20 protein-coding genes are annotated in these 23377 nt (G+C 62.1%); all 20 read left to right on the top strand.

The window, feature by feature from the left end; all coding sequences use genetic code 11:
• Nucleotides 1–10 precede the first annotated feature (10 nt).
• Complete coding sequence (locus EH165_RS00990) at nucleotides 11–484, top strand: hypothetical protein (protein ID WP_124797642.1); 474 nt, start codon at nucleotides 11–13, stop codon at nucleotides 482–484.
• The gene (locus tag EH165_RS00985) at nucleotides 481–1848 is read left to right on the top strand and encodes an AAA family ATPase (RefSeq protein WP_124797641.1); all 1368 of its coding nucleotides are present in this window, start codon (nucleotides 481–483) and stop codon (nucleotides 1846–1848) included. Before EH165_RS00990 ends, EH165_RS00985 begins: the two co-directional genes overlap by 4 nt.
• On the top strand, nucleotides 1845–2093 hold the full coding sequence (locus EH165_RS00980) for a hypothetical protein (RefSeq protein ID WP_124797640.1): 249 nt from the start codon (nucleotides 1845–1847) through the stop codon (nucleotides 2091–2093). Before EH165_RS00985 ends, EH165_RS00980 begins: the two co-directional genes overlap by 4 nt.
• Nucleotides 2083–5730 (top strand): phage tail tape measure protein, encoded by a 3648-nt coding sequence (locus tag EH165_RS00975; RefSeq protein ID WP_124797639.1) that lies wholly within the window; start codon nucleotides 2083–2085, stop codon nucleotides 5728–5730. The genes EH165_RS00980 and EH165_RS00975 overlap by 11 nt, the downstream gene beginning before the upstream one ends.
• A complete protein-coding gene (locus EH165_RS00970; RefSeq protein WP_124797638.1) occupies nucleotides 5730–6209 on the top strand; it encodes a hypothetical protein in 480 nt (159 codons plus the stop codon). Before EH165_RS00975 ends, EH165_RS00970 begins: the two co-directional genes overlap by 1 nt.
• Nucleotides 6206–6955 (top strand): terminase large subunit domain-containing protein, encoded by a 750-nt coding sequence (locus tag EH165_RS00965; protein ID WP_124797637.1) that lies wholly within the window; start codon nucleotides 6206–6208, stop codon nucleotides 6953–6955. Before EH165_RS00970 ends, EH165_RS00965 begins: the two co-directional genes overlap by 4 nt.
• Complete coding sequence (locus EH165_RS00960; RefSeq protein WP_124797636.1) at nucleotides 6955–7599, top strand: hypothetical protein; 645 nt, start codon at nucleotides 6955–6957, stop codon at nucleotides 7597–7599. Before EH165_RS00965 ends, EH165_RS00960 begins: the two co-directional genes overlap by 1 nt.
• Nucleotides 7600–7839: 240 nt before the next feature.
• Entirely contained in the window at nucleotides 7840–8553 is a 714-nt protein-coding gene (locus tag EH165_RS00955) for a hypothetical protein (RefSeq protein WP_124797635.1), read from the top strand.
• 604 nt (nucleotides 8554–9157) lie between these two features.
• Nucleotides 9158–9745, top strand: coding sequence for a GNAT family N-acetyltransferase (locus EH165_RS00950; protein WP_164479049.1), 588 nt, complete (start codon nucleotides 9158–9160; stop codon nucleotides 9743–9745).
• 9 nt (nucleotides 9746–9754) lie between these two features.
• Nucleotides 9755–10765 carry an alpha/beta hydrolase gene (locus tag EH165_RS00945; protein WP_124797633.1) on the top strand — a complete coding sequence of 337 codons (1011 nt, stop codon included), beginning with the start codon at nucleotides 9755–9757 and terminating at the stop codon, nucleotides 10763–10765.
• Nucleotides 10766–10929: 164 nt separating this feature from the next.
• Nucleotides 10930–12045: a zinc-binding alcohol dehydrogenase family protein gene (locus EH165_RS00940; RefSeq protein WP_124797632.1), complete on the top strand. Its 1116-nt coding sequence runs from the start codon at nucleotides 10930–10932 to the stop codon at nucleotides 12043–12045.
• A 460-nt stretch (nucleotides 12046–12505) separates the two neighbouring features.
• On the top strand, nucleotides 12506–13762 hold the full coding sequence (locus EH165_RS00935) for an alpha/beta fold hydrolase (RefSeq protein WP_239020637.1): 1257 nt from the start codon (nucleotides 12506–12508) through the stop codon (nucleotides 13760–13762).
• A 25-nt stretch (nucleotides 13763–13787) separates the two neighbouring features.
• The gene (locus EH165_RS00930) at nucleotides 13788–14324 is read left to right on the top strand and encodes a DUF1990 family protein (protein ID WP_164479048.1); all 537 of its coding nucleotides are present in this window, start codon (nucleotides 13788–13790) and stop codon (nucleotides 14322–14324) included.
• Between the two features lie 186 nt (nucleotides 14325–14510).
• Nucleotides 14511–15008 (top strand): GtrA family protein, encoded by a 498-nt coding sequence (locus EH165_RS00925; RefSeq protein ID WP_124797630.1) that lies wholly within the window; start codon nucleotides 14511–14513, stop codon nucleotides 15006–15008.
• A 333-nt stretch (nucleotides 15009–15341) separates the two neighbouring features.
• Nucleotides 15342–16679: an FhaA domain-containing protein gene (locus EH165_RS16380; protein WP_124797629.1), complete on the top strand. Its 1338-nt coding sequence runs from the start codon at nucleotides 15342–15344 to the stop codon at nucleotides 16677–16679.
• Between the two features lie 9 nt (nucleotides 16680–16688).
• A complete protein-coding gene (locus EH165_RS00915; RefSeq protein WP_124797628.1) occupies nucleotides 16689–17165 on the top strand; it encodes an FHA domain-containing protein FhaB/FipA in 477 nt (158 codons plus the stop codon).
• Nucleotides 17162–19120 (top strand): PP2C family protein-serine/threonine phosphatase, encoded by a 1959-nt coding sequence (locus tag EH165_RS16375; protein ID WP_206426034.1) that lies wholly within the window; start codon nucleotides 17162–17164, stop codon nucleotides 19118–19120. Before EH165_RS00915 ends, EH165_RS16375 begins: the two co-directional genes overlap by 4 nt.
• Before the next feature lie 20 nt (nucleotides 19121–19140).
• The gene (locus EH165_RS00905) at nucleotides 19141–20649 is read left to right on the top strand and encodes an FtsW/RodA/SpoVE family cell cycle protein (RefSeq protein WP_422392166.1); all 1509 of its coding nucleotides are present in this window, start codon (nucleotides 19141–19143) and stop codon (nucleotides 20647–20649) included.
• The gene (locus EH165_RS00900; protein ID WP_124797627.1) at nucleotides 20646–22172 is read left to right on the top strand and encodes a penicillin-binding transpeptidase domain-containing protein; all 1527 of its coding nucleotides are present in this window, start codon (nucleotides 20646–20648) and stop codon (nucleotides 22170–22172) included. Before EH165_RS00905 ends, EH165_RS00900 begins: the two co-directional genes overlap by 4 nt.
• Entirely contained in the window at nucleotides 22172–23353 is a 1182-nt protein-coding gene (locus tag EH165_RS00895; RefSeq protein ID WP_124797626.1) for a serine/threonine-protein kinase, read from the top strand. The genes EH165_RS00900 and EH165_RS00895 overlap by 1 nt, the downstream gene beginning before the upstream one ends.
• Nucleotides 23354–23377 lie beyond the last annotated feature (24 nt).

The following is a 23377-nucleotide window of genomic DNA, read 5'->3' as shown; positions in this document are numbered from 1 at the left end:
ATCGGCTGAGATGGGTTTGGTTGCCGCACAGATCAACGCCACGAAACAGGGCCGCGAGAAGATGCGATCGCTTTATGGTGTTTCCGATGTTGTCGAGGCCAAGTGTCGGTTCGTTGAGAACTTGATGCGCAAGATGGACTCCGAGGGCATCCCGGTCTCCATGGTCACCATCCCCGAGTTTGCAGTGAGCCGAGCCTTGATTCGTCCTGGCGCCAGCCCACACATGGACTTGTCATCGTTCGTCGCAAGTCTTTCCCTGTCCGCACCGCCCGCAATTAGTGGCGAGTACTTGGCGGTTTGTGTTGCCGAGCACGCTGTTCGCCGTGATTGCTTGGCAGCGGTCGATCGGGTCCACAAGGCCGCTCTCACAGGGAGTTTGGCCGAGCTAGGTCTTGCGGTCCTGACGGAGCTTGAGGCTGTCCACGAGGGTCTGAGCCGTGTCAACGCTGGCCTCGACACAGTCACCGGAACGGATGCACAGTGAACGCGCCAACAGTGTTCTGGCCGGACACCATCGAAGCCGAACCTGCCGATCTGGACATGCCCGAAATCGTGACGCTCGGGGCGAAGGCGACACCGAAGCCTGTGCGGGAATTGACGCTCACAGCGGCTTCGAAGATTCGGATGCGTAAGCCAACTTGGTTATGGGACACGGCCCCCAAAGGTGCTGCCCCGCAGGACTCCGAGGGAAGAATCCCGGTCGGCTCTCTCACTATCGCCGCCGGGCAAGCCGGGATCGGCAAGTCCCAGTTCACCCTGTGGTTGGTGGCACGCCTGACCACCGGGACCCTGCCCGGAACCCACTATGGCAAGCCGAAGTCGGTGATCATCGCCGCCAATGAGGACTCGAGGGAGATGACCATCGGGCCGCGCCTGCTCGCTGCTGGCGCTGATATGTCCAGGGTCTACTTCGTGGACGTTGTGACAGACAACAACGAGCACGCGCAGCTGACTTTGCCGACCGACACCAAAGCGCTCGGCCGGTTGATTGAGAAGAACAACGTCGGCCTGCTGGTCTGCGACCCGTTGTTGTCTGCCCTGGGCGCTGAAATCAACGACTACCGGGGCAAGGAAGTTCGGGCTGCCCTGGACCCATTGGTGGAAATGGCCGACCGGACCAAGTGCGCTGTCGTGGGCCTGGCCCACTTCAACAAGTCGGCACCATCAGGCGACCCGTTGTTGGCGATCCAAGGTGCTGCTGCCTTCGGGCAACTCATTAGGGCCGGGATCGGGTTCGCCCGAGAGGAAGCAGCCGAGGACGCGGACGAAACATCCGAGCCGACGTTCGTGATGAGCACCACCAAGAACAACTTGGGACGGGACAACCTGCCGTCGCTGCAATACAAGATCATCCCGACGCCGGTGGAAACCGACGACGGCACAGCTTGGGTGTCACGGTACGAGTTCACCGGCAGCACCTCGGAGCGTTCGGTTCGGGACATCATGCGAGCCAACGCCGAAGGCAGGCCGGGCGAGGACTCGAGCGGGCAGCGCTCCATCGACAGCTGGCTTACTTCGTTACTCACCGAAGCGAACTACCGAGCGACCGAGGTCTACAGCGCCGCCGATGCCGCCGGGTACTCCAAGGATCAGACCAAACGTGCAAAGGCTCGGCTGGGGATCGAAGCCTACAAGCCTGAATTCAACGGTCCCTGGCACTGGCGACTAACGAACACCGAACCTCCAAGGGAGCAGGAAGGGAGCGAAGCGAGCACGCACACGCACACTGCACCCTTCGCTCCCTTGGCTGCTCCCTTGGGCACTCGCACTTGTTCCGAGTGCCAAGCCGCGATTCGCACATCAGGCGGAAGGTGCGTCATCTGCATCATCGGCCAAGGTGCGGCGTGATCACTGACCGCCTCTGGGACGCCATGACTCGGGTGGGCGCTGTCTCGAGGGACGACGCCGCCTGCATCTGGGAGGAAATCCGTGAGTTGCGGGCTGAGAGCGCCAGGTGGCGCACCAAGTTTCGGGCTTGCGAAGCCGAAGTGACTGAGTGGCGCACCCAGTCCCAGCAGTACGAGTCAGAACTAATCGAAACGCTGCGCAACCTTGCGCAGCAAAAAACCCTAGGAGCACCAAATGAGTCTTGATCTAGGCACGCTTGTCGCATATCTGAAAGTTGATGCGTCAGCAACAGAATCAGGGGCCGCTCAAGGCATCGCCGCTATCAAAGCCCTCGGCACGGAAGGTGAGAGCGCAGCTACCCAGGCCGGGCGGAGCATGACTTCCGGGCTTGAAGCTGGCCTATCCGGTCTCTCCGCCGCTATCCCGAACAGCGCGGGCGGGGTCGTAGGTGACATCAACCAGGTTGGTTCCCAAGGTGGCTCAGCGGCCACGTCAGCGGGCCGGGAGATTAGCGCGGGCTTGGAGTCGGGGCTGTCCGGCCTGTCCTCGGTTGTTGATGGTGTCGCCGGTGGGGTTCGCTCCGACATCAGCCGCATCGGCTCCGAAGGTGGCAGTGAAGCCAGGTCATCTGGTGGCGAAATCAGTGCAGGCCTGGAATCCGGACTCGGAGGTTTGGGCGACAGCCTGGACGGCGCAACGGGCGGGATGCTGGGCAAGATCAAAGAGTTCGGTTCCTCCGGTGCCGGGAAGGCCACGGTCGCAGGCGCTGCTATCGGCGCAGCCCTGGTCGCGTCCCTCGTGGCCGCAATGGACTTTCAGGAAGGGCAAGCCAAGCTACAGGCCCAACTTGATCTGACTGCCGATGAGTCCGCCCGGGTGGGGAAGATCGCCGGTGACCTTTACGGGCAGGGTTTCGGTGAGTCCATCAGTGAACTAAATGGCATCCTGGCCGGTGTCATCACCAACATCTCAGGGCTAGGTGATGCCTCGGACGCGGAGTTGCAGAAGTTCGCCACATTCGTCACCACCCTTGTCACGGTGACGGGCGAGGAATCAGAGAGGGTCACGGCAACCGTTGGCCGGCTGATCAAAACGGGCCTGGCAAAGGATGCACAGGAAGCATTCGACATGCTCACCAAGGCTGCACAGAAAACGACCACGGACATGCGGGGCGACCTGCTCGACGTAGTTGGGGAGTACTCCACCTATTTCGAGTCGTTAGGGATCAGCGGCACCCAGGCTTTGGGTTTGATCGCTGACGCCTCCGCTGACGGCGCGATCGCCATGGACAAGGCCGGGGACTCCATCAAGGAGTTCACGATCCGATCAACGGATATGTCGTCAACGAGCGTTGCCGCCTACGGCACCATCGGGCTGTCAGCCAAAACCATGGCAGGTGACATTCTGGCCGGTGGGGAAACCGCACGCAGCGCGTTCGACAAGATCATCGGCGGCCTGGTCAAGATCAAGGACCCAACGATCCAGGCCAACACCGCCATTGCGCTGTTCGGTACGCCACTGGAGGACCTGGGCATCAGCAAGATTCCGGGATTCCTCAAGTCCCTCGACTCAGCGAGTACCGGTTTGGGTGTGTTCAACGGTCAGGCACAGAAGGCCACCGACCAGGCTAACGACACCGCAAACTCTGGGCTCTCCGCGCTCACGCATCAGTTGGAGCTAACAGCAATTGCTATCGGGGAGAAACTGCTGCCATTCGCGGAGTCAACAATCGGGTTCCTAAACGACATGACCCCGGCGTTGGGGTTCGCGGTCGGTGCCCTAACCCCCTTCATTGAAGCCATCAGCTTTGTTGGGGATGGGCTCAAGTGGGTCGGTGAGTCCATGGGAAGCACGATGCGGAGCATGGCCGAAGCCCTCGGCATTGTGGAGAAAGTCGTTGGGACAGTGCAGGGTTCAGGAATTGGTGCATTGCTGGCCAAGGACGTGGATTACAGCAGCGCCGCATTCCGCAAAGCCGATGAGGCAGCCGCTGGCCTGGGCAAGTCCGGGGCGTTCATGGGCGAGGCAATCCTCGATGCCAAGGGTGGCATCGCTGATCTCGCCGGGTTGTTGCGGGCAGCGAACCCGCCGCTGACGGAGATGGAACAGGGATTCAAGGACGGTGCACAAGCCGCAGCCGACTTCGACCTGTCCGCAAAAGGGCTCACCGACTCCATCGATCGGATGCTCGGCATCAACAAGTCAGCCGAGCAAGTTGAGCAGGACTTGAACGACGCGATGCGCGACGGCAAGAAGGCATTCGACGACGCCACGAAGGCCACCGAGGGTCACATTGAGTCGCTGATCAACGCCGATGGGTCGATCAACACCGTCACCGAGGCTGGGTCGAAGTGGAAAGACTCCCTCGATAAGCAGCGGGAAGCCGCCGATGCATCCACAGCTTCCGCGCTGGCTTTGGGGTTGAAGAACGGGGACCTCGGGACGGCGTTCGCAGGTGCCAGATCAGCCGCTGACAATGCTCGGGCCATGTTCATTGAGAACAACAAAGGCATGGACGGTGGCGTGGCTGCTGCCGGTGCCTTGGCTGACAAGCTCGGCATCGTTGAGGGAGTGAAACTTACCGACAAGGAGCTGACGGTAATCGCTAACGGCATCGAAAAGTCGAAGGCCGATATTGACTCAGTGAATAACAAGGCGGTGGCGAACAAGTACTTCACCATCTCAGGGACGATCCTTCTCAACAACAGCGTCGGGAAAGCTGTCCACGACGCAGTGAACAGCATCGGCGGATACACAGGCGGGTCGGTAGCAGCGTTGATGGGATACGCCCAGGGCGGTCTCCTGCCGGGTGTTTCACCCGTGGACCCAACGATGGACAACCTGCTCGGAATGGTCAACGGCAAACCGATCAAGGTCCGTTCCGGGGAGTTCATCCAACCCGAACCGTCCGTGGATTACTACGGCGTCCAGGCCATGACCGCCATCCAGCAGCGCCGTGTTCCTCGCGAAGTTCTCGCCGGCTACGCGGGCGGGGGATGCCAGGTGGCGGCAATACCTCGAGCCGCCAGGAAGTGGTTCTCACCATCGAAGGGCACGGCGACCTCGCTGAGTTCGTGCGCGGTCACGCCAAGGTGCAAATCCGCGAATCCAACGCCGAATCGAGCCGCGCAATCGTGGGGAGCCGCTACTGACCCCTACCCACCCCGATCACACCCTCAGAAGTACCAGTACAACCCTCATCTAGGAGACAGAATGACCGACAACAAGAACCTCGAAACCACCCTCGCCTTCATCGCAGCAATGAAAGCCGCGAAGAAGTTCACCGACCCGAACCTGAGCGTCCAGCGCATCAACGAACTCCGCGCCGAGGGTATGGCCTCAGCCCACCGGGTTGCCTCCGGCGTAATGAACCCGCGAGCCGCGGCAGCAGCACAGCAGTACGCCGCAGCGAAAACCAAAGCGCAGTCATCCATGAAAGCCCCCGAGAACCTGCTGATTCGGCAGGAGCAGGCTTGGAAGAAAGCAATGATGCTGCTCGAAAGCGGACGGGACTTGCAGTCTGTGATCGCCAGCACCAATGACCCCGAAATTCTCAAAGCCATTGCCGACTGGGGACCCACCTACGAACAGTCACGTCAGGCACCGCCCACCGATGGACGCGGATTCACCGAACCCGAAACAAGCTGGATAGGCGAGGCCGTGATTGATCGCCTCGCTGACCTAGAGCCCGAGCCGGGTGCTTACGTCGCGGTACGCCAGGCGGACGCCGCAAACAAGTCCGCAGCGGCCTGGGACGGCCTCGTAACCTTGATATCCGAAGGCAACACAAGCGGCCCCAAGGCATACGAACACCTCGCCGCGATCCACGCCGAGGACCCGGCGGGTTACCGGGCGATCAACGACGCGCTGTCCACCGACTGATGCCGCCGCCCTGTGGTGGATGCACCCACCCAAGACGCGCCGAACTCGACGCCGACATCGTGATGGGAGGGGGAACCTACGCCGCTATCGGGGCGAAATACGGGCTGCTCAAAGACGCAGTTCGCCGGCACCGCTCGCACATCAGCAAGGCCCTCGCAAGGGTCATTAACGAGGAAGCCGGACCCAGGCGAGCAATCGACCGGCTCGAGGACATCTACAAGGAAATCAAGTACACCCTCGAAGATGCCCGCGCCAAAGGCAACGGCGCTCTCAGCGTCAGCGCAGCGAAGGAACTGCGCTCCATGATCGAACTGCTGGCCAAGCTCACCGGGGAATTGGACGAATCAACGAAGGTCGTCATCAACCTGGCAACCTTGCCCGACTGGATACAGGCTCGTGGCGCGATCTTTGAGGCCCTGAGCTTGTTCCCCGACGCCGCGCTCGCTGTCGCCAACCGGTTGCAGGCGATAGAAGCGTGAACGCATTCGCAGCCGACGCAGCTGCCGCACTCGACCCGGTTGCCTTCGGGCGCCGGGTCGAGTTTGTGGCTGAACCATGGCAAGAGCGACTGTTGCGGACCATCGCCAGCAGGGTCGTGGTCAACTGCGCCAGGCAAGTCGGTAAAACCACCACCACCGCAATCAAAAGCGTTCACACAGCCCTCTACAGGCCCAACTCGTTGGTCCTGCTGTTCTCCCCAGGGCAACGACAGTCCAATGAGATGTTGCGCCGCTGCAGAGCGGTCTACAACGCGTGCGGCAGGCCAGTGAAAGCCAAAGCCGACTCCGAGTCCACCCTCGAGTTGGAGAACGGCTCCCGCATCGTGTCCCTACCAGGCACCGAAGGCACATCCAGAGGTTTCGCCGGGGCACGACTGCTGATCCTGGACGAAGCGTCACGGGTGGACGACGACATATTCGCCAGCGTCCTACCCATGGTCGCCTCGGACGGGCAGATCATCGCCCTATCAACGCCGTGGGGACGCCGGGGATGGTTCCACAAGCTCGACACCGACCTCGGCAACGGCTGGGAACGACACAAGGTCACCGCCTACGAATCCGCGCAATACAGCGCCAACAGGATCGCCCAAATCAAAGCTGCCCTCGGCGCGTATGTGTTCGCATCCGACTACGAATGCCAGTTCGGAGACACCGACTCCCAAATGTTCAACACCGAACTGATCCGGGCCGCATTCACCCACAACGTCACACCCTTGGAGTACTAATGGCCGCATACACAATCGGGCTCGACCTCGGCCAAGCCCAGGACTACAGCGCACTCGCCGTGGTCGAACACCTCACCGCCCTCCCGCCGGGATACAGCCGCGCCAACTACGCCGAAACACCGCACCTCGAACGCATCCCCCACGGCTCCATCACCCAACACCACGTCCGGTACCTGAAGAAATGGCCGCTCGGCACCTCCTACCCCCAGGTCGTGGACGAAACAGCCGAAATCCTGCGCCACCCCAGGCACCGCTACCACGCCAACACCTCATTCAGGTTTGACGCAACAGGTGTCGGACGGGCAGTCAAAGACCTGTTCTGGGAGAAGTACAGGGCCGGGGAGATGAACCAAAACACCTACCGGGCGATCACCATCACCTCAACGATCAAACGCAACATGGGGGACGCGGTGGTTGTACCCCTGCAGCGGGGCCGGCTGAAGATCGCCACCGGCCTACTACTCGGAGACGTACTAGAACGTGAGCTCGCATCGTTCCGGCAGAAAGTCAGCGCATCCGGCAACACCACCTACGACACCGACGACAAAGACGGCCACGGCGACCTAGCGACCGCCCTCATGCTCGCAATGCTCTACCTACAGAACATCAGCGACCTACGCCTGGTCGACCACGACGAGCAATAAGCACTGTTGCCCGTTTCCCAACCTATGTGTAGGGAAGCGGGAAACAGCCTAGTGCGCACACCGAACGGAGGGCCTAAGAGGTGCTTATGGATACTTGACTTCGCAGCCTTCGTCCACTCGTTCAGAGGAGCAGCAGAATGACAGAAAACGGAGCTCCTATCCAATGCCCCCCAGAACGCGCTAACTTGACCACCCAGCCCTCCGCGAAAGGCGGTCCGGGCACGAGGTAAGGACCGCTCGATGGCTACAGAAACGAACCCGATCCGAAAGCACTGGCTCCGATTCAGCATCGTCGGGCTGGTAGCGGTCCTAATCCTCGTCGGCATTATTACCGGAGGAATGACCAACGTCTGGGAGTGGTCGAACAAGTACGGGACGGGCCTCGCTGCAATCGCTGCCGTCGTCACCGCCGTGATCGCCGCTGGTGCCCTCCAAAGCACTGCCAAAGACAGCCGCGACCGTAGTCGCCCCATGATCCTCGCCGAGTTCCGAACAGCGCCAAACAGTGATGCATTGGAACTAGTCATCAGAAACGCCGGCCCATCAATGGCAAGGAACCTCCGAGTCGCGTTCACGCCGGAGCTACCCATCGAAAACGGCAGGCCACACCTGGCCAGCTACTACATACGGCGGCAGTACGCCGACCCAATCGCAGTATTCGGACCAGGGCAACACCTCGAAAACGTTTGGTGGCAAAGCGTCCCTAAAGGCGACGAACACGACTACGTCAACCGGCACAAACTCCCGAAACAAACGACCATCCACCTGAAATACCAGGACGACTCTGGCCGCGAATACTCCGACACAATGCCCCTCAACGTCGAACCCCACATCGCAAGAATCACCGTCGAAAGCTCAGAGTCCATCCCAGGGCGAATGAAAACCCACAACAACCATCTCGGCAAGCTAGTAGAGGCAGTCGAAGCACTGCAACCAAACGAAACAACCACCTAAAGGAAACACCCATGCCCTGGATAGCCGAGAACACCAACGCCCATTGCCAAAACGCAGACTGCGACGCAATCCTCCGACAACACATCACTATCAACCCACCACCAAACCAAGCCAAAGGCTTCCACCCACTCCCGCCAATGTTCTGCGCCAACGACCACATCCAAGACGCAGCACCAACAACAGAAGAAGGATGGGTCGTGAGACTGATCGACTAGGCGGGACTGTTCTTACGCGATGGGTTCCAAATTCACCTTGTGCCGCTGGCTCCATGTGTCACGCTATGTGTCGCCGTTGACGGTCTCGGATGTATCTGCTTGTTGGTCGCTGTTAGGTTGGTTCACTGTTCGCCCTGATCAGAGACTGTCTGATGTACCTTCAGGTATCGGCGTGTTGGTGTGTGCATCGGAGTTCAACTCCCCCCTCGCGCACAGTGGGTAGTTCACAGAACTACCGGCATTGGGTTTACACAATCCCCGCAGATCACCGCTTCTTTGGTGGTGGTGCGGGGATTGTTGTTTTTTGGGGGGTGCTAAGCCGGGCCCGTTGGCGGATGCACAGTATTCGGCTCGCTGTGAGGTCTTGTTCACCCTTAGTGTGTGGGGCTATGACTGATCCGGGGACAACAGCCGCCTCCGCCCACCGCCTCCCGAAACAGACACAGCGATACGGGCTTGACCTGCACCTGTGGCAACCGGAAGAAGCCGCCGCGCTGCACGCCGTCATACCCGCGAACGTCGACCATCTCCGTCCCTACATGGCGTGGATCGCGCTGGAGCCGCAAACGCTGGATCAGCGACGTGAGCTCCTGGAGACTTGGGCCGCCGACTGGGCCAGCGGTGGTGATCTGACCGTCGGAATATGGCGCGCAGGTCAGCTCGTCGGCTCCGGGGGGCTGCATCGCCGGCCCGGACCCGGCGGACTCGAGATCGGCTACTGGGTCGCCCGCGACCATCTCAACCAGGGCATCGCCACCGCTGCCAGCAGAGCGCTCACCGATCTTGCCTTCACCGTGCCCGGTATCGAACGAGTCCAGATCACCCATGACGTGAACAACCTGGCCAGCGCCCGCATCCCCGCCACACTCGGGTTCCGCCGTCTTCCCGACCGGCCCTCTTGCATTGCGCAAGGCCCGGCCGGGACCGGCATCGAGGGCCTGTGGCAAGTCACCAAGGACGAATGGCGCGTCCATTAGCCTGGAGCCATGACACCGTGGATCTCGATGAAGCGGCACTGGATTCCACTGGGGTTTCTCACTATGGGTATGGCTACAACGTTTTTCAGTCGGATCAGTCCCTGGCCTGCGTGCCTACTGATTCGGGCGCTATTTGAGAGTGAAGGTCGCAAAACTGCGGAGAAAATGCGGCCCTATGAACCATCCGCTGGCGTGGTCGAGATACTTGACGTCGCCTACGGCAAGGGTGGCGCTGACACTACGTGCGACATCTTTATCCCGTCCGACTCGGCGGGTCCCTTCCCCGCAATGGTCTGGATACACGGCGGGGCCTGGATCTCGGGCGACAAATCCGACGTCAGCCCGTACGCGAAAATTATCTCTTCGAGTGGCTATACGACCGTCGCTGTCAATTACACGGTTGCACCCGAGGCCATCTATCCAACCGCGCTTGGCCAGCTCAATGACGCTCTACGGTTCGTTGTCGAGCACGCCGCGGAATACCGCATCGATCCGAACCGGATCGTCCTTGCGGGTGACTCAGCCGGGGCGCAGCTCGCTGCCCAGCTAGCAACGATGATCTCGAACCCGGATTACACCGCCAGGGTCGCAATTCCACCCGCACTCACTCCAGGTCAACTTCGGGCCGTCGTCCTGCAGTGCGGCATCTTTGACGTGAGCGGCATTCCCGAAGCGCCTGGGATCGGTGGATGGGGGTTTCGCACCGCGCTGTGGGCGTACTTGGGTCGGCGCGAGTGGTCGGGCACCCCAGGCGGCGCCTTGATGGGAGTCCTCGATCATGTGACGAGCGACTTCCCCGCGACGTGGATCTCGGGAGGCAACGCCGACCCGCTCACTGCGATGCAATCAAAGCCCATGGCGGCAAGACTGTCCGATCTCGGAGTCGACGTGACCTCCGTGTTCTACCCCGACGACACCACACCGGAACTGCCGCACGAGTATCAGTTCCATTTGGACCTCGCGAATTCACAATTGGCCCTTGCCTCGACGGTCGCGTTTCTTGATCGCGTCACTCGATGACGCGTTGCCCGGCTCTGGCAGTGGAATCGGGAGAGGTGACGATTGACCTGGGTGAAGGCCCATCGCGGCCCTGACCTACGCTAAGTGCGCGCGTTCGCAAAAGATCACTAATCGCGGTGGAGATTGCCTCTAATGCACCGAGGTCCCGATGAGGAGTGCCCGTCATGCCGACCAATACCGCCGCCTGGATTCGCCACAAGCACGCCAAACTCGAGGTCGGTCCAGCTACCTATCCGCGTCCTGCGGCTGGCCAGATCTTGGTGCGCAACCACGCCGTGGCCGTCAATCCCGTTGATTGGATCATCCAGGTCGAGGGCAGTCTGCTGTTTGGTTGGTTGAAGTATCCAGCGGTCCTTGGCTCAGATGTTGCGGGCGAGGTCGTCGAGATCGGGCCCCAAGTCACCCGCTTCCAGATCGGCGATCGGGTTTTCGGCCACGCGGTGGGTACGGATAAGGACACCAATGATCCGGCCCAGGGGGCATTCCAGTCCTACAGCGTTCTGCTGGAGCGAATGACGGCGCCAATTCCGAAGTCCATGCCCTACGAGAATGCTGCAGTCCTTCCCCTGGCGGTGTCATCTGCGTCCAGCGGCCTCTTTCAAAGCGACAATCTAGGGCTACAACTCCCATCGGCGAATCCTGCTGCGACCGGACAGACCGTGTTGGTGTGGGGAGGATCGACCAGCGTCGGATGCAATGCGATCCAGCTAGCGGTCGCCGCCGGATACGACGTCATCACCACCGCCTCCCCGCGCAACTTCGAATTCGTCACAGCCCTCGGCGCTTCTCAGGTCTTCGACTACCACAGCGCGACCGTAGAGGCAGACATTATGGAGGCCTTCACAGGCCGAACCCTAGCCGGGGCAATCTCTTTCGGCGCTACGGGTGCCCCATCATGCGTGCGCATTTTGGGTCGTCTCCCGGGTAACAGGTTTCTCTCGATCGCTACCCCGCCCGTATCGTTCGCTGGCTTAGCCACGGGTGGGTGGCCGGAGAAACTCCGTGTGACAGTTCGATTGATCAGCTCGAACATCGCACTCCAGTTTCGATCCCGAAGCCGGCGCATCCGCATCAAATACATCGCCGGGACATCGCTCAAGAACAACGAGGTCAGTACAGCGATCTACCGTGACTATTTGCCCGATGCGCTGTCGGAGGGCCGCTACGTTGCGGCGCCGAACCCCACCGTCGTCGGGAACGACTTATCCGACATCCAACGCGCGATGGACATCCTGCTTGCAGGCGTGTCCGCATCGAAAATTGTGGTTACTCTTCCGTAACCGGCGCACCCGCAGCGCATGAATTGTTGACCGCCGGTAGGTTCAGCCCGCCAACATTAGGCCTCTTTACCCAGATGTCGCGCCATAGTTTGGGAGTCGATCCGTGGGTGGAGCCGGGCGTCGGCGCCACCCACGGTGATCTCCCCGCTCGAGATGAAATCCGGCTTAGATACCCACCTCGCGGGTAGAAACCACTTCTGACGAGCACAACTTTGCGCAAGTCTCGCTGTTCGCTGCTTTCTATAGACAGGGACGCGGCGGCTAGGCGTTCATCACGCAAAACGGACAAAATTCTTTTCGACCCATAGGGGCGCCTCCGCCATCTATAGATCGCCTCGCGCCTATCGAAGAGGTTTGGTAGAAACCGGGCAATAATCGAAGCACCCGCTACTTTTCATTCCAGCCGGACGCGGTACCGCGCGCTGATCGCCGCGGCTGCGGGGGGGCTGGGCCTGGTGCAGTGGCGATCACGGGATCAACGGATGCTGCCGAACTCCGCCTGGCAATTACCTGCCAGAACGAAGGAAAGCTGAGCATTTATTCCCAGCGGGGGCGTTTCCTTGGTGCTGTCGATTGCTTTGACGGCAGCGTCAACGCTCACGTCATCACGAACAAATCCGCTGTCATCTCCGACCAAGCGCTTCGCATCGACGCTCCTGCGGGGGCGCTGGGCGCATCCACGCGGGAGTGGGCTGACGGAAGGCAGATTTCTGGCAGCCGTTCTCGGACAGGGGCCACACGTCGCACGCGCCGACGACGCCGCGGCAGCCGCCGCCCGTCGGCGGTCCACCACCGCCTAGGCTGGCCTCACCGGCAAAGAGTAGGGGACGTCATGGAAGTACCGCACGTGACGTCAACCGAGCTGGACGGTGAAAAACTCGCCTTCGTGGACGTCGGCTCCGGACCCGCCCTTCTCCTGGTGCATGGGTTGATGAGTTCACACGAAGCGTGGCTCCCGCAGATTGAGGCCTTCAGCAAGCGCTATCGCGTCATCGCACCTGATCTCTTCGGGCACGGTGCCAGCGCCAAGCCGCTGGGCGACTACTCCCTCGGCGCCCACGCGGCCACTTTGCGAGACCTGTTGGCGCACTTGGGTATTGACTCTGCCACCATTATTGGACATTCATGGGGTGGCGGGATTGTTATGCAATTCGCCTACCTTTTTCCGGCTTTGACAGCGCGGGTGGTGCTTGTCAGCTCCGGCGGTCTTGGACTGGAACTCAACGCCGCACTTCGCGCCGCAACCCTGCCGGGCAGCGAACTGATCATCCCCATCGTCGCATCGACACCCGTGCGTCACAGCGTCGACTTCGCTTTGAAAGCCTGGGCATGGACTGGACTCCCAAGTCTGAGCCCCGGTTCCCTACTGGCGTGGCAAAGTCTTTCCACCTTGGCTGACGGCGAAACGCGCCGCGCCTTTCTCGCTTCTAGCCGCGCCGTCATCGACGTGAGCGGGCAACGCGTCACTGCTGTGAACAAACTGCCAGGCCTGGCCACTATGCCGGTGCTGCTGGTCTGGGGGAGGCGTGACCGGATGATCCCCTCGACGCACGCTGACAGCTTGGCCGCCGCACTCCCGCACGCCAAAGTCAGCGTCTTTCCGCGGTCCGGGCACTTTCCGCAACTCGACGAACCCGACAGATTCAACCGCGTCCTCGATGAATTCCTCCAAGAAACGCTGTTACAACGCAGCGACCCGCAAGCTGACTCACGTTGACCTGCAGCCAAGCGATAATCCCCCCATGCCCGAATTTCTTACTGCCGCCGCCGCCGCCCAACTCGCGCTGTTGCCCTATAACTATTCGGAGCTCGGCGCTACCCGGGGGCCGCTACCCCCTGGGTATCACCACATCGATCAGCAGCGGCAGATAGGAAGTGGCGCAACGGTTTTCGACGAAGCGCGCCTCACCCTGATGAGTTGGCAGGTGCTTACTCGCGCCGGCATCGGGGCGACGGTTTCTTCAGCGCAGGTCACCGAAGGCGCCATTGTCGATCAATTGATCCGGTTCGGGCCATGGCGGCTCCAGGCTCCCTGCCGAGTGGTGTACGTGATCGACGAAGAGCACCGTTGCGGCTTCGCCTACGGTGCGTTGCAGGGGCACCCAGAAATCGGCGAGGAATTGTTCGTCATCTCGCGCGACCCGGGAAGTGAATCGGTGACTTTTCAGATCCGCTCCTTCTCGCGCGCCGGAAACCGGCTAACGCGACTCGGGGGCCCAGTGTCGCGGCGCGTCCAGCGTCATTTTGTTGGCCGGTACTTGCGCTCACTTGTCGGTTAGCGTGAGACCTTTTACTCCCCTGTGTTGCCGGGCCTTGCCGCCTCACCACATCCGCTCGACCAAATGCCCTCTAGCTTATGGCCGAGATCACAAATGTTAACTGGCATATTCTCGCCGCCCCAGCGTTCTGTTACGAAGCACAGATAACAATCCCTAGCCCAACAGCGCACCCGAAATGAGGTTCCGATGCATATCTGCTTCGCATCGGACAAGCCCTGCGCCCCCGACGCAGCCGATAACGTCTCTTTCAGGGGAGCCGGCGCCAGCAAAAGCCAGCTGTCGCGATTTATCGGGATCGGTGGCATAGCAACCGTTATCCAGCTTGGTATGTTCGCCGGCCTAGCACTGATTACCTCTACCGTCTGGGCCAACATCATCTCTTGGACCCTATCCACTGTGGTAGCAAACAGAGCCCACAGATCCGTTACCTTCAAAGTGCACGACAAAGATTCGCGACAACGCGACCTTTCAGTCGCCGCTGCCTTCAGTCTCGTCGCGCTCGTGGCAAGCACGTTGGTGCTCGCCACTGTGGACACCAACGGCACGATGAGCCTGATCGTTCTTATCTCCGTGAACGGAGCAGTAGGTGTGGCTCGTTACGTGGCTTTGCGCTGGTGGTTCGGCAAGCACCAGCATTCGCCGGTTAGCGCACCCCGCGTGATTGCGCAGCCCGCGGGCGCGTAAGTATCCCTGCCAGAGTCCGAAAGGATCCGATAAAGCAGGTGCGTTCCGGACGATCACGCACTGAAATGCGCCGCGCCCATGGCCCATCAACCGCGCCCCTGGACCCCGCTCAGCCGATCTGAGGAAAGTTCGCAGATTGGCGCAACGTACCTCGTCCTCACGCGTCCCCAGTAACATCAAGCGGAAGCGTTGCCAAGTGTGTGGGCTACCAAGCTGATCGCTTCCTGAGCAAAATCAGAAGTTCGGCGGGTGGTTCGGCACAACGCAGGCGACTGCGGCGCAATCGCTTCACTGCGTACCTCAGCGTGGCTAGCGGACGAGAAGGAGGTGGGAATGGGCATCATTCAAGGTTTTGAGCGGCGCCTACAGGGAGCTGTCGGAAACACCTTCGCCCGTCTCTTCGGCGGCACCGTGCACCCCGACGAAGTTATCACCGCCTTACAGACCGAGGCGACATCCCACCTGCAACATCAGGGTGGCCGCACGGTCTCACCCAACCGCTTCACCGTCACCCTCGGGCCCACAGACCGCCAGGGTCTCGGCGACGACGACCGGCGCGTTGCCCAGGCTCTCGCCGACACCGTTCAGGAGTACGTCGCCGAGCAAGGCTGGTACACCTTTGGTGATGTGGACGTGGTGCTGGAAGAGTCAGATGTATTGCACACGGGCCAGTTCCGTGTGAGTTCCCTGGTTGACCCCGATGTGGGCCGCCCGGGACGACGTCAACAAGCACCACCCCCGAGCCCAGGAGTGCAGATGACTCAGCCGCCAGCTGATCCGAACCGGCAGCAGCAGCCGGATTCTCAGCATCCGGATCGGGCCGGCCAATTTGTCCCAGCAGACTCGCCAGCGCCTGAGGCTTACGACAACCGCGCAGATCATTACAACGCGGATCAGTTCGGTCGCCCTGCCTACCAGGACCCGAATCCCGCTGGGCACGGATACGAGGCGTCGGTTGGCCACCCTCCCCATAGCAATCAGTACGACCAGCAGTTGCCGGCTGGAGGGCAGCCGACACCCTTCGAGCACCCCGCCTATCAGCAGCCTGCTTATGGGCAACCCGTCTACGGCCAGATGCCGCCCCAACAGCCGTTATATGCGCCGCCGCCTTACCCGCAACCCTCCTCCCAGCAGGCTGGTCACCAGCCGCCGCCCTCTGGGCAACCGCCCTACGGACGCCCGCAGTCGGACCAGTACGGCCAACCCGCACAGTACGACGAGCGGGGTCAATTCAACCCGCAGAGCCAGTACAACCCGCAGGGCCAGTACAACCCGCAGGGCCAGTACGAACAGCAGAGCCAGTACAACCCGCAGGGCCAGTACGAACAGCAGGGCCAGTACAACCCGCAGGGCCAGTATTCGCAGAATTCGCCGCCCCCGCAGGTTGTCGCAATTTTGCGTGCCGATGACGGGTCGGGACGGTCCTATCAACTCGTTTCGGGCCAGAACGTGGTGGGCCGCGGCCAAGATGCCGCGTTCCGGCTACCCGACACCTCGGTGTCGAGGCGCCACATCGACATTTACTTCGATGGACACGTCGCTGTGATGCACGATTTGGGTTCGACGAATGGCACCACCGTCAACAACTCCCGAGTCCAGACCTGGCAACTCGCAGACGGTGACGTTATCCGGATCGGGCATTCGACCATCATTTTTAACCAACACGGGTAGGCGCCCGACGTGCCAGCAGTAATACTCCAACTCACCAGGGTGGGATTTCTTATCCTGCTCTGGCTATTTGTGCTGGCCGTGATTCGCGTCATCCGTGCCGACATGCGGGTGGCAGCAGCGTCCATCGTCGCTGAGCCCTCTGCGAAGCGGGCGCGCCGTCAGCGCAACACGCGGCCGGCTCCGGCTCCCTCTGGGCCACCACGACAGCTCGTCGTCACCGCTGGTCATTTGGCCGGCACCAGGATCGCGTTGAGCCAAAACCCCATCTTGATTGGTCGCGCCGACGATTCAACCTTGGTGCTGGATGACGACTTTGCTTCCACCAGACATGCGCGCCTCACACTGCAAGGACAGAGTTACTGGCTCGAAGATCTCGGCTCCACGAACGGCACCTACGTAGACCGAACAAGGGTGAGTACACCGGTACCGATCCCCGCCTTGACGCCGATTCGGATTGGCCGCACCGTCTTCGAGCTACGGCCATGAACCACACCCTGCGATATGTAGCGCGAACCGACCGCGGCCTCTTGCGAGCGAACAACCAAGACTCCGTTTTCGCTGGCGACAGGCTGCTCGTAGTCGCCGACGGCATGGGCGGCCACGTGGCCGGCGACACTGCGTCCCGGCTGGCAGTGGCCGCGTTCGCACCGCTGGACGCAGTCGACCCGACAGGCGTGGACCTCCTCGGCCCACTCGAGAAAGCGGTCCACGACGGCAACAATGCCATCTCCGAAATGGTACTCGCGGACCCCGACCTCGAAGGCATGGGAACAACTGTCACCGCGCTACTTTTCGACGGAAAACGACTGGGGGTGGCGCACGTCGGCGACTCCCGTGCCTACCTCTGGCGCGGCGGGGTGCTCTCGCAAATCACCCATGATGACACCTTCGTACAGTCGCTTATTGATGAAGGGCGTATCACCGAAGACGAAGCGTCCCGGCACCCGCAGCGCTCCTTGCTTCTGCGCGCACTCAACGGCGGCGAGAGCGAACCAACTCTGCAAATGCGTGAGGCCAACGTCGGCGACCGCTACCTCGTGTGCTCGGACGGGCTCTGCGGCGTCATCTCCGCCGAGGCCATCGCCGATACCCTGGCCAGTTACGAGACGATCGAAGCCGCCGACCGGCTGATCGAGTTGGCACTGCGCGGCGGTGGACCAGACAACGTGACCGTGATCGTTGCCGACGTGGTTGATGTCGGAAGCGAGATCAACGACGACAGCGGGATCAGCACAGGCGGAATCGACCCACTAGACGCAGACGCCACCGGACCCCTGGGCGGGATAAAGTTCACTAGGCGAATGCCTCGCATTGCCTTGCCCCAGGAACTGAGCGTGAGCGAGCTGGCAGCCCAAGCCGCGGCCGCCCGCCCCGGCGACGCGGGGGCCGAGCCGCTCCCGGGGAGTAGCGGAGGTCCGGCCGGTCCAGACACCGATGATGGCACGGACGCTGATTTGGACGCCGATGGCGATCTGGAGTCCGACCCGGACAGGGAACGCGACGAACGGGACGCGCAACTCGCTGCCAGCGAGCTGCGCGCAAGCCTGATGGGCCCGCCCCCAAGCCGAACCCGCCGGTGGATGCGGCGAGCTGGTTTCGGGCTCGCAATGGTTGTGCTTTTGATCGTGGGCGCTGTACTCGGTATTAAGTGGGTCGGCACCCGATATTTCGTCGCTGACAACGCAGGGCAAGTCACCGTCTTTCGGGGAGTCGACGGATCCGTGTTGGGCGCCGAACTGTCCAGCGCACAAGAAAACTCCTGCCTCGGCCTCGGCGGCGACTGCGTCCCGATTTACACCGCAGACCTCGTACCAGCAGCGCGCGACCAAGTGATCGCCGGGATTAACGCCTCCGACCTACAGGACGCCCGAGCCATTGTGGTCCGACTCAATGGTCAATTGCTCCCGCTCTGCCCCGAACCTGGGGCTCAAGCACTGGGCAGCGGTGCGACCGGAACCAACACACCGAGCAGTACGGCCGCGTCTGGCTCGTCAGGTTCCACCACCCCTGCCGTCGAGAACCCTCCCGTGCCCAGCGGTCTCGGGTTCACCCCAGCAAATGAACCGGGTATGACGGGGACAGGAAACAACTCGGTGCCGGGACCGTCAGCGGCGACCGACTCCGAGTCGGGCTCTGCCGCCAACGGCTCAGCGGGAGGCGACTTTGGAAACACCGGCGGCATCATCATCGGCGCCGGAACCGCGGCTTCTGCGGCGGCGGTGACCGGCGCGAGCTCCACCACACCCTCAGACGCAGCCACCGCAGACGCAGCAGGCGGCGCGGCAGGCACCACTGACTTCACCACTGCGACCACTGCGACCACCGCGACCACCTCGACCACCGCGACCACCGCGACCACCGTCCTCACCCCGACGGTCTCAGGGAGCACCATTTCTGCCCCCGCGGCGGTCCCGGGCGTTTCTTGCCGAGTCGCCCGGTGAGCCGGTTTGCCGGCAAAGCCGTGGCCAACGCGGGAGCGGGGCCCGGCTCGCCCGCGGCTCACCCCGCCAAAGCCCCGTCCTACACGGGACGCGGCGGCGAGCTCATGCTGCTCATCATGGTTGCCCTGATTGTTACCGGGGCTTTGACCTTGGTCGAGTTGAACCAAAGTCGCGCCGTGTCCTGGGATCTCCTCTGGTACGGCGGCGCGTTCCTGGTGGTCTACGCGATCGCGCACATGGTGGTGCGGTCCGTCGCCACCTACGCAGATCCCGTGCTGCTGCCGCTGGTGGCGCTGCTCAACGGTTTGGGCTTGGTCATGATCCACAGATTGGACCTAGCCCAAAAAGTAAAAGCTATTACTTCGGGGCAGCCAGTCCCCCGCGCGGAAGCGCCCGTTCAGCTGATCTGGACCGGCGTGGCGCTGATCATGTTTCTCGTGGTGTTGATGGTGGTCAAACACCATTCACACCTGCAGAAATACGCCTACACACTGGCGCTCCTGGGCCTAATTTTCCTAGCAACCCCGGCGATGCTCTCTATCGTGGCCCCGAAGCTGGCCCCTCGCATCAACGGCGCCAACATCTGGATCAGGATCCCCGGTTTCCTCTCAATCCAGCCCGCGGAGTTTTCCAAAATCGCGCTGATCATCTTCGCCGCTTCCTATTTAGTAACCAAGCGGACAGTGCTCTCCACCGCTGGCCGCAAGGTGCTGGGCATCGTGCTGCCGCGGGCGCGCGACCTGGCGCCGCTGCTCATCGCGATCGTTGCCGCCCTCGGCGTGCTGTTCTTCGGGAAGGACCTGGGCACCGCGCTGCTGCTCTTCGGCGTCTTCCTGATGATGATCTACATGGCGACCGGCCGGGTGAGCTGGTTGATCATCGGACTTATCGGATTCTCCGGCGGCGCCTACTTCGCCTACACCAAGTTCTCCCATGTCCAGACCAGGGTGAACATTTGGGTCGATCCGTTTGGCGATCCCACCGGCGCCGGCTACCAACTCGTCCAATCGCTGTTGGGGCTGGGCACCGGCGGTATGTTCGGCACCGGGCTAGGCGCCGGGCGCCCCGACTTCGTTCCATTCGCTTCCACCGATTTCATTACCGCGGCGTTGGGCGAGGAGTTGGGTTTGGCCGGCCTCGCCGCCGTACTCATCTGCTATCTCTTGCTGGCCTCTCGAGGGCTGCGAATCGGCATGGCAGTCAAAGACAACTTCGGAAAGTTACTGGCCGCCGGGCTCGGATTCTCCTTGGCATTCCAAGTGTTCGTCGTCGTCGGCGGCGTGACGCGCTTAATCCCACTGACCGGTTTGACGACCCCGTTCCTGTCGTACGGTGGCTCCAGCCTCCTAGCTAACTACATCATCCTGGCATTACTAGTGCGGATATCCGACGGGTCGCGACGGCCGGCGCCACCCGTCGCGCCCAAGGCACCACCCGTGCAATTGACCGAAACTCCCACTGAGATGGTGCCGGTCGGCGACCTGCGGAACAGCGCGTGGTCGGACTCGGACCACGGTGATCGACCATGAACCGCACCCTGCGAAAAACGGGGAACGTCGTCATCGTGCTGATCGTCGCGCTCCTGCTCAACATCACCTACATCCAGCTGGTCAAGTCGGATGCGTACCGCACCGACCCGAACAATCGCCGGATTCTCTACGAGGAGTCAAGTAGGCAACGCGGCCTCATCACCGCAACACAGGGGGTGGTGCTGGCCCGTTCCGATGCCTCCGACGATTCGTACCGCTACCAGCGAAGCTATCCCGGTGGACCTGCCTTCACGGATCTGACCGGCTATTACTCGCTACGCTATTCCCCTACGGGGATCGAAAGCGCGCAAAACGATCTGCTAGCGGGTGAGTCAGCAGACCTGCTCGCTGACCGGGTCGGGGACTTCCTGACCGGACGCGATCCGCGAGGTGGGAACGTCGAGCTGACGGTGCTGCCAGAAGTACAGCAACGGGCCTACGACCTGCTCACCGCCAAGGGGCTCACCGGTTCCGTCGTCGCCCTCAACCCGCAGACGGGTGCCATCCTGGCCATGGTCTCCACCCCCGGGTATGACGCAACGCCGTTGGCCAGCCACAATGACGCGACCCAACGAACCGCTTACAACGATCTTCTCAACATAGAAACAACGGGGGCACCCAGCCCACTCATCAACCGGGCCACTTCGGCGCTCTATCCGCCCGGCTCGACGTTCAAGCTCGTGGTCACCGCGGCCGCTCTTTCCCAGGGATACACCCCGGAAACGCCACTGACCGGCGTCGCGCGCATTACCCTGCCCGGCACCGAAGGCGCCACGTTGTCCAACTTCGGCGGCGAGACGTGCGGTAACTCCGGCGGTCAGGACGTCACCATGACCACAGCTTTGGCGTACTCATGTAACACCGCCTACGCCGACCTTGCCGTCAGCATCGGCGCCGACGCCCTCAAGCGGCAGGCCGCAGCTCTAGGTGTCAACGATGAGAGCTACAACATCGGCCTCCCCAACGGCGACCGCGTCGCCGGTGGGCTGCCGGTGAAGGGATCGGGAGTCGGACCTATTGTCGACGACGCCGCGCTCGCGCAGACCGGAATCGGACAGCGTGACGTCGCGATGACGCCCCTGCAGAGCGCCGTCATCGCTGCCACCATCGCCAACAATGGCGTCCGGATGGCGCCGTATTTGATCGCCAAAACTACGGGCCCCGACCTGGCTACCTTGTCGGAAGCGAAGTTCACCACCGCGAACGCCAGCGCCATCCCCGCGGCGGTGGCCGCCGAAATGAAGCAGATGATGATCACCACCGAAGAAACCACCTTCGGCGCCGGGCAAATCGAGGGCCTGCAGATCGCGTCGAAAACGGGGACCTCCGAGCATGGCACCGACCCCAAGAACACACCACCGCACGTGTCCTATGTGGCCTTCGCGCCCGCGGCAAATCCCACCGTAGCCATCGCGGTCTTCATCGAGAACGGCGGCGACCAAGGCTTGGCCGCTACCGGGTCGCGTGTCGCCGCACCCATCGGCCGCGAAGTACTGGCGCTGGCGATTGCGAGTCAACGCTGATGGCTCTCACACCAGGGTTGCTGTTGGCGGGTCGCTATCGGCTCAACCGCCGGATCGCCGTCGGCGGCATGGGCGAAGTCTGGGAAGCCACGGACCGCACGCTCGTTCGTACCGTGGCCGTGAAAATTCTGCGCCCCGAACTCACTGCTGACCCAGAATTCGTCGAACGTTTCCGAGTCGAAGCGCAGATCACCGCCTCCCTTAACAACCCGGGGATCGCGGCCGTTTACGACTACGGCGAGACGTTCTCCTACCCCGGCGGCCCCAACGACACCGCTTTCCTGGTGATGGAATTAGTGAGCGGCGAAGCCTTGTCAGCGGTGCTAGCGCGAACGCCTCGAATTCCGCTGGGCAGAGTTCTGGACATGCTGGAACAGTCCGGCCGCGCCCTGCAGGACGCGCACGCGCGCGGCCTCATCCACCGCGACATCAAACCCGGGAACATCCTGATCACGCCGGCGGGCCAGGTAAAAATTACTGACTTCGGCATTGCGAAAGTGGCTCATCACGTTCCTGTCACCAAATCAGGCATGGTGATGGGGACCGCGCACTATCTCTCGCCAGAGCAAGCCAGCGGCGGCGCTGCAGGACCGGCCTCGGATGTCTATGCCCTTGGCGTTGTTGGTTTCGAATGTCTGGCTGGCTACCGACCATTTACCGGCGATAACCCCGTCGTCGTCGCCACGGCCCAAATCCGGAACACACCGCCGCCGCTTCCTTCCGACATACCGACCCCCGTGGCCCAGTTGATCGCGCAGGCGCTGGTGAAAGATCCGAACCGGCGCTACCCGGACGGAGCGAGTTTTGCCGCGGCCGTGGCAGTAGTGCGTACCGGGCTTGGCCTGCCGCCCGGGCATTTCGGCGCCCCTGCGAACTTTGCGCAGCATCGCGCCACACGCACTCCGGCGACTACTGCCGTCATGCCTGCCGTCGCGGGGCGCAGTTCCACGAACATGCCGCTGCCGCCCCCCGTGCCGCAAATCCGACAGGCACCGCGGCCGGTGGCGCCGGTCAGCGTCCGCGCCCAGCAGCACACGGGTGTCGCAGTGGTGATCGCGCTGCTCGTGCTGGCTCTGGTGGCAGCGTTTACGACGGTGCTTTATTTTTCGGGCCCTGCCAGCTCCGGAACGTTGGGGCTGGCCAGCGAGGTCGGCACCGCGACCACTCCCGGGTGGTGGTGAGGGTGTCGCGAGCAACGCAAGGTC

It is taken from the genome of Nakamurella antarctica (assembly GCF_003860405.1).
GTDB lineage: Bacteria > Actinomycetota > Actinomycetes > Mycobacteriales > Nakamurellaceae > Nakamurella > Nakamurella antarctica.
This window is presented reverse-complemented; position numbering and strand designations above follow the sequence as displayed.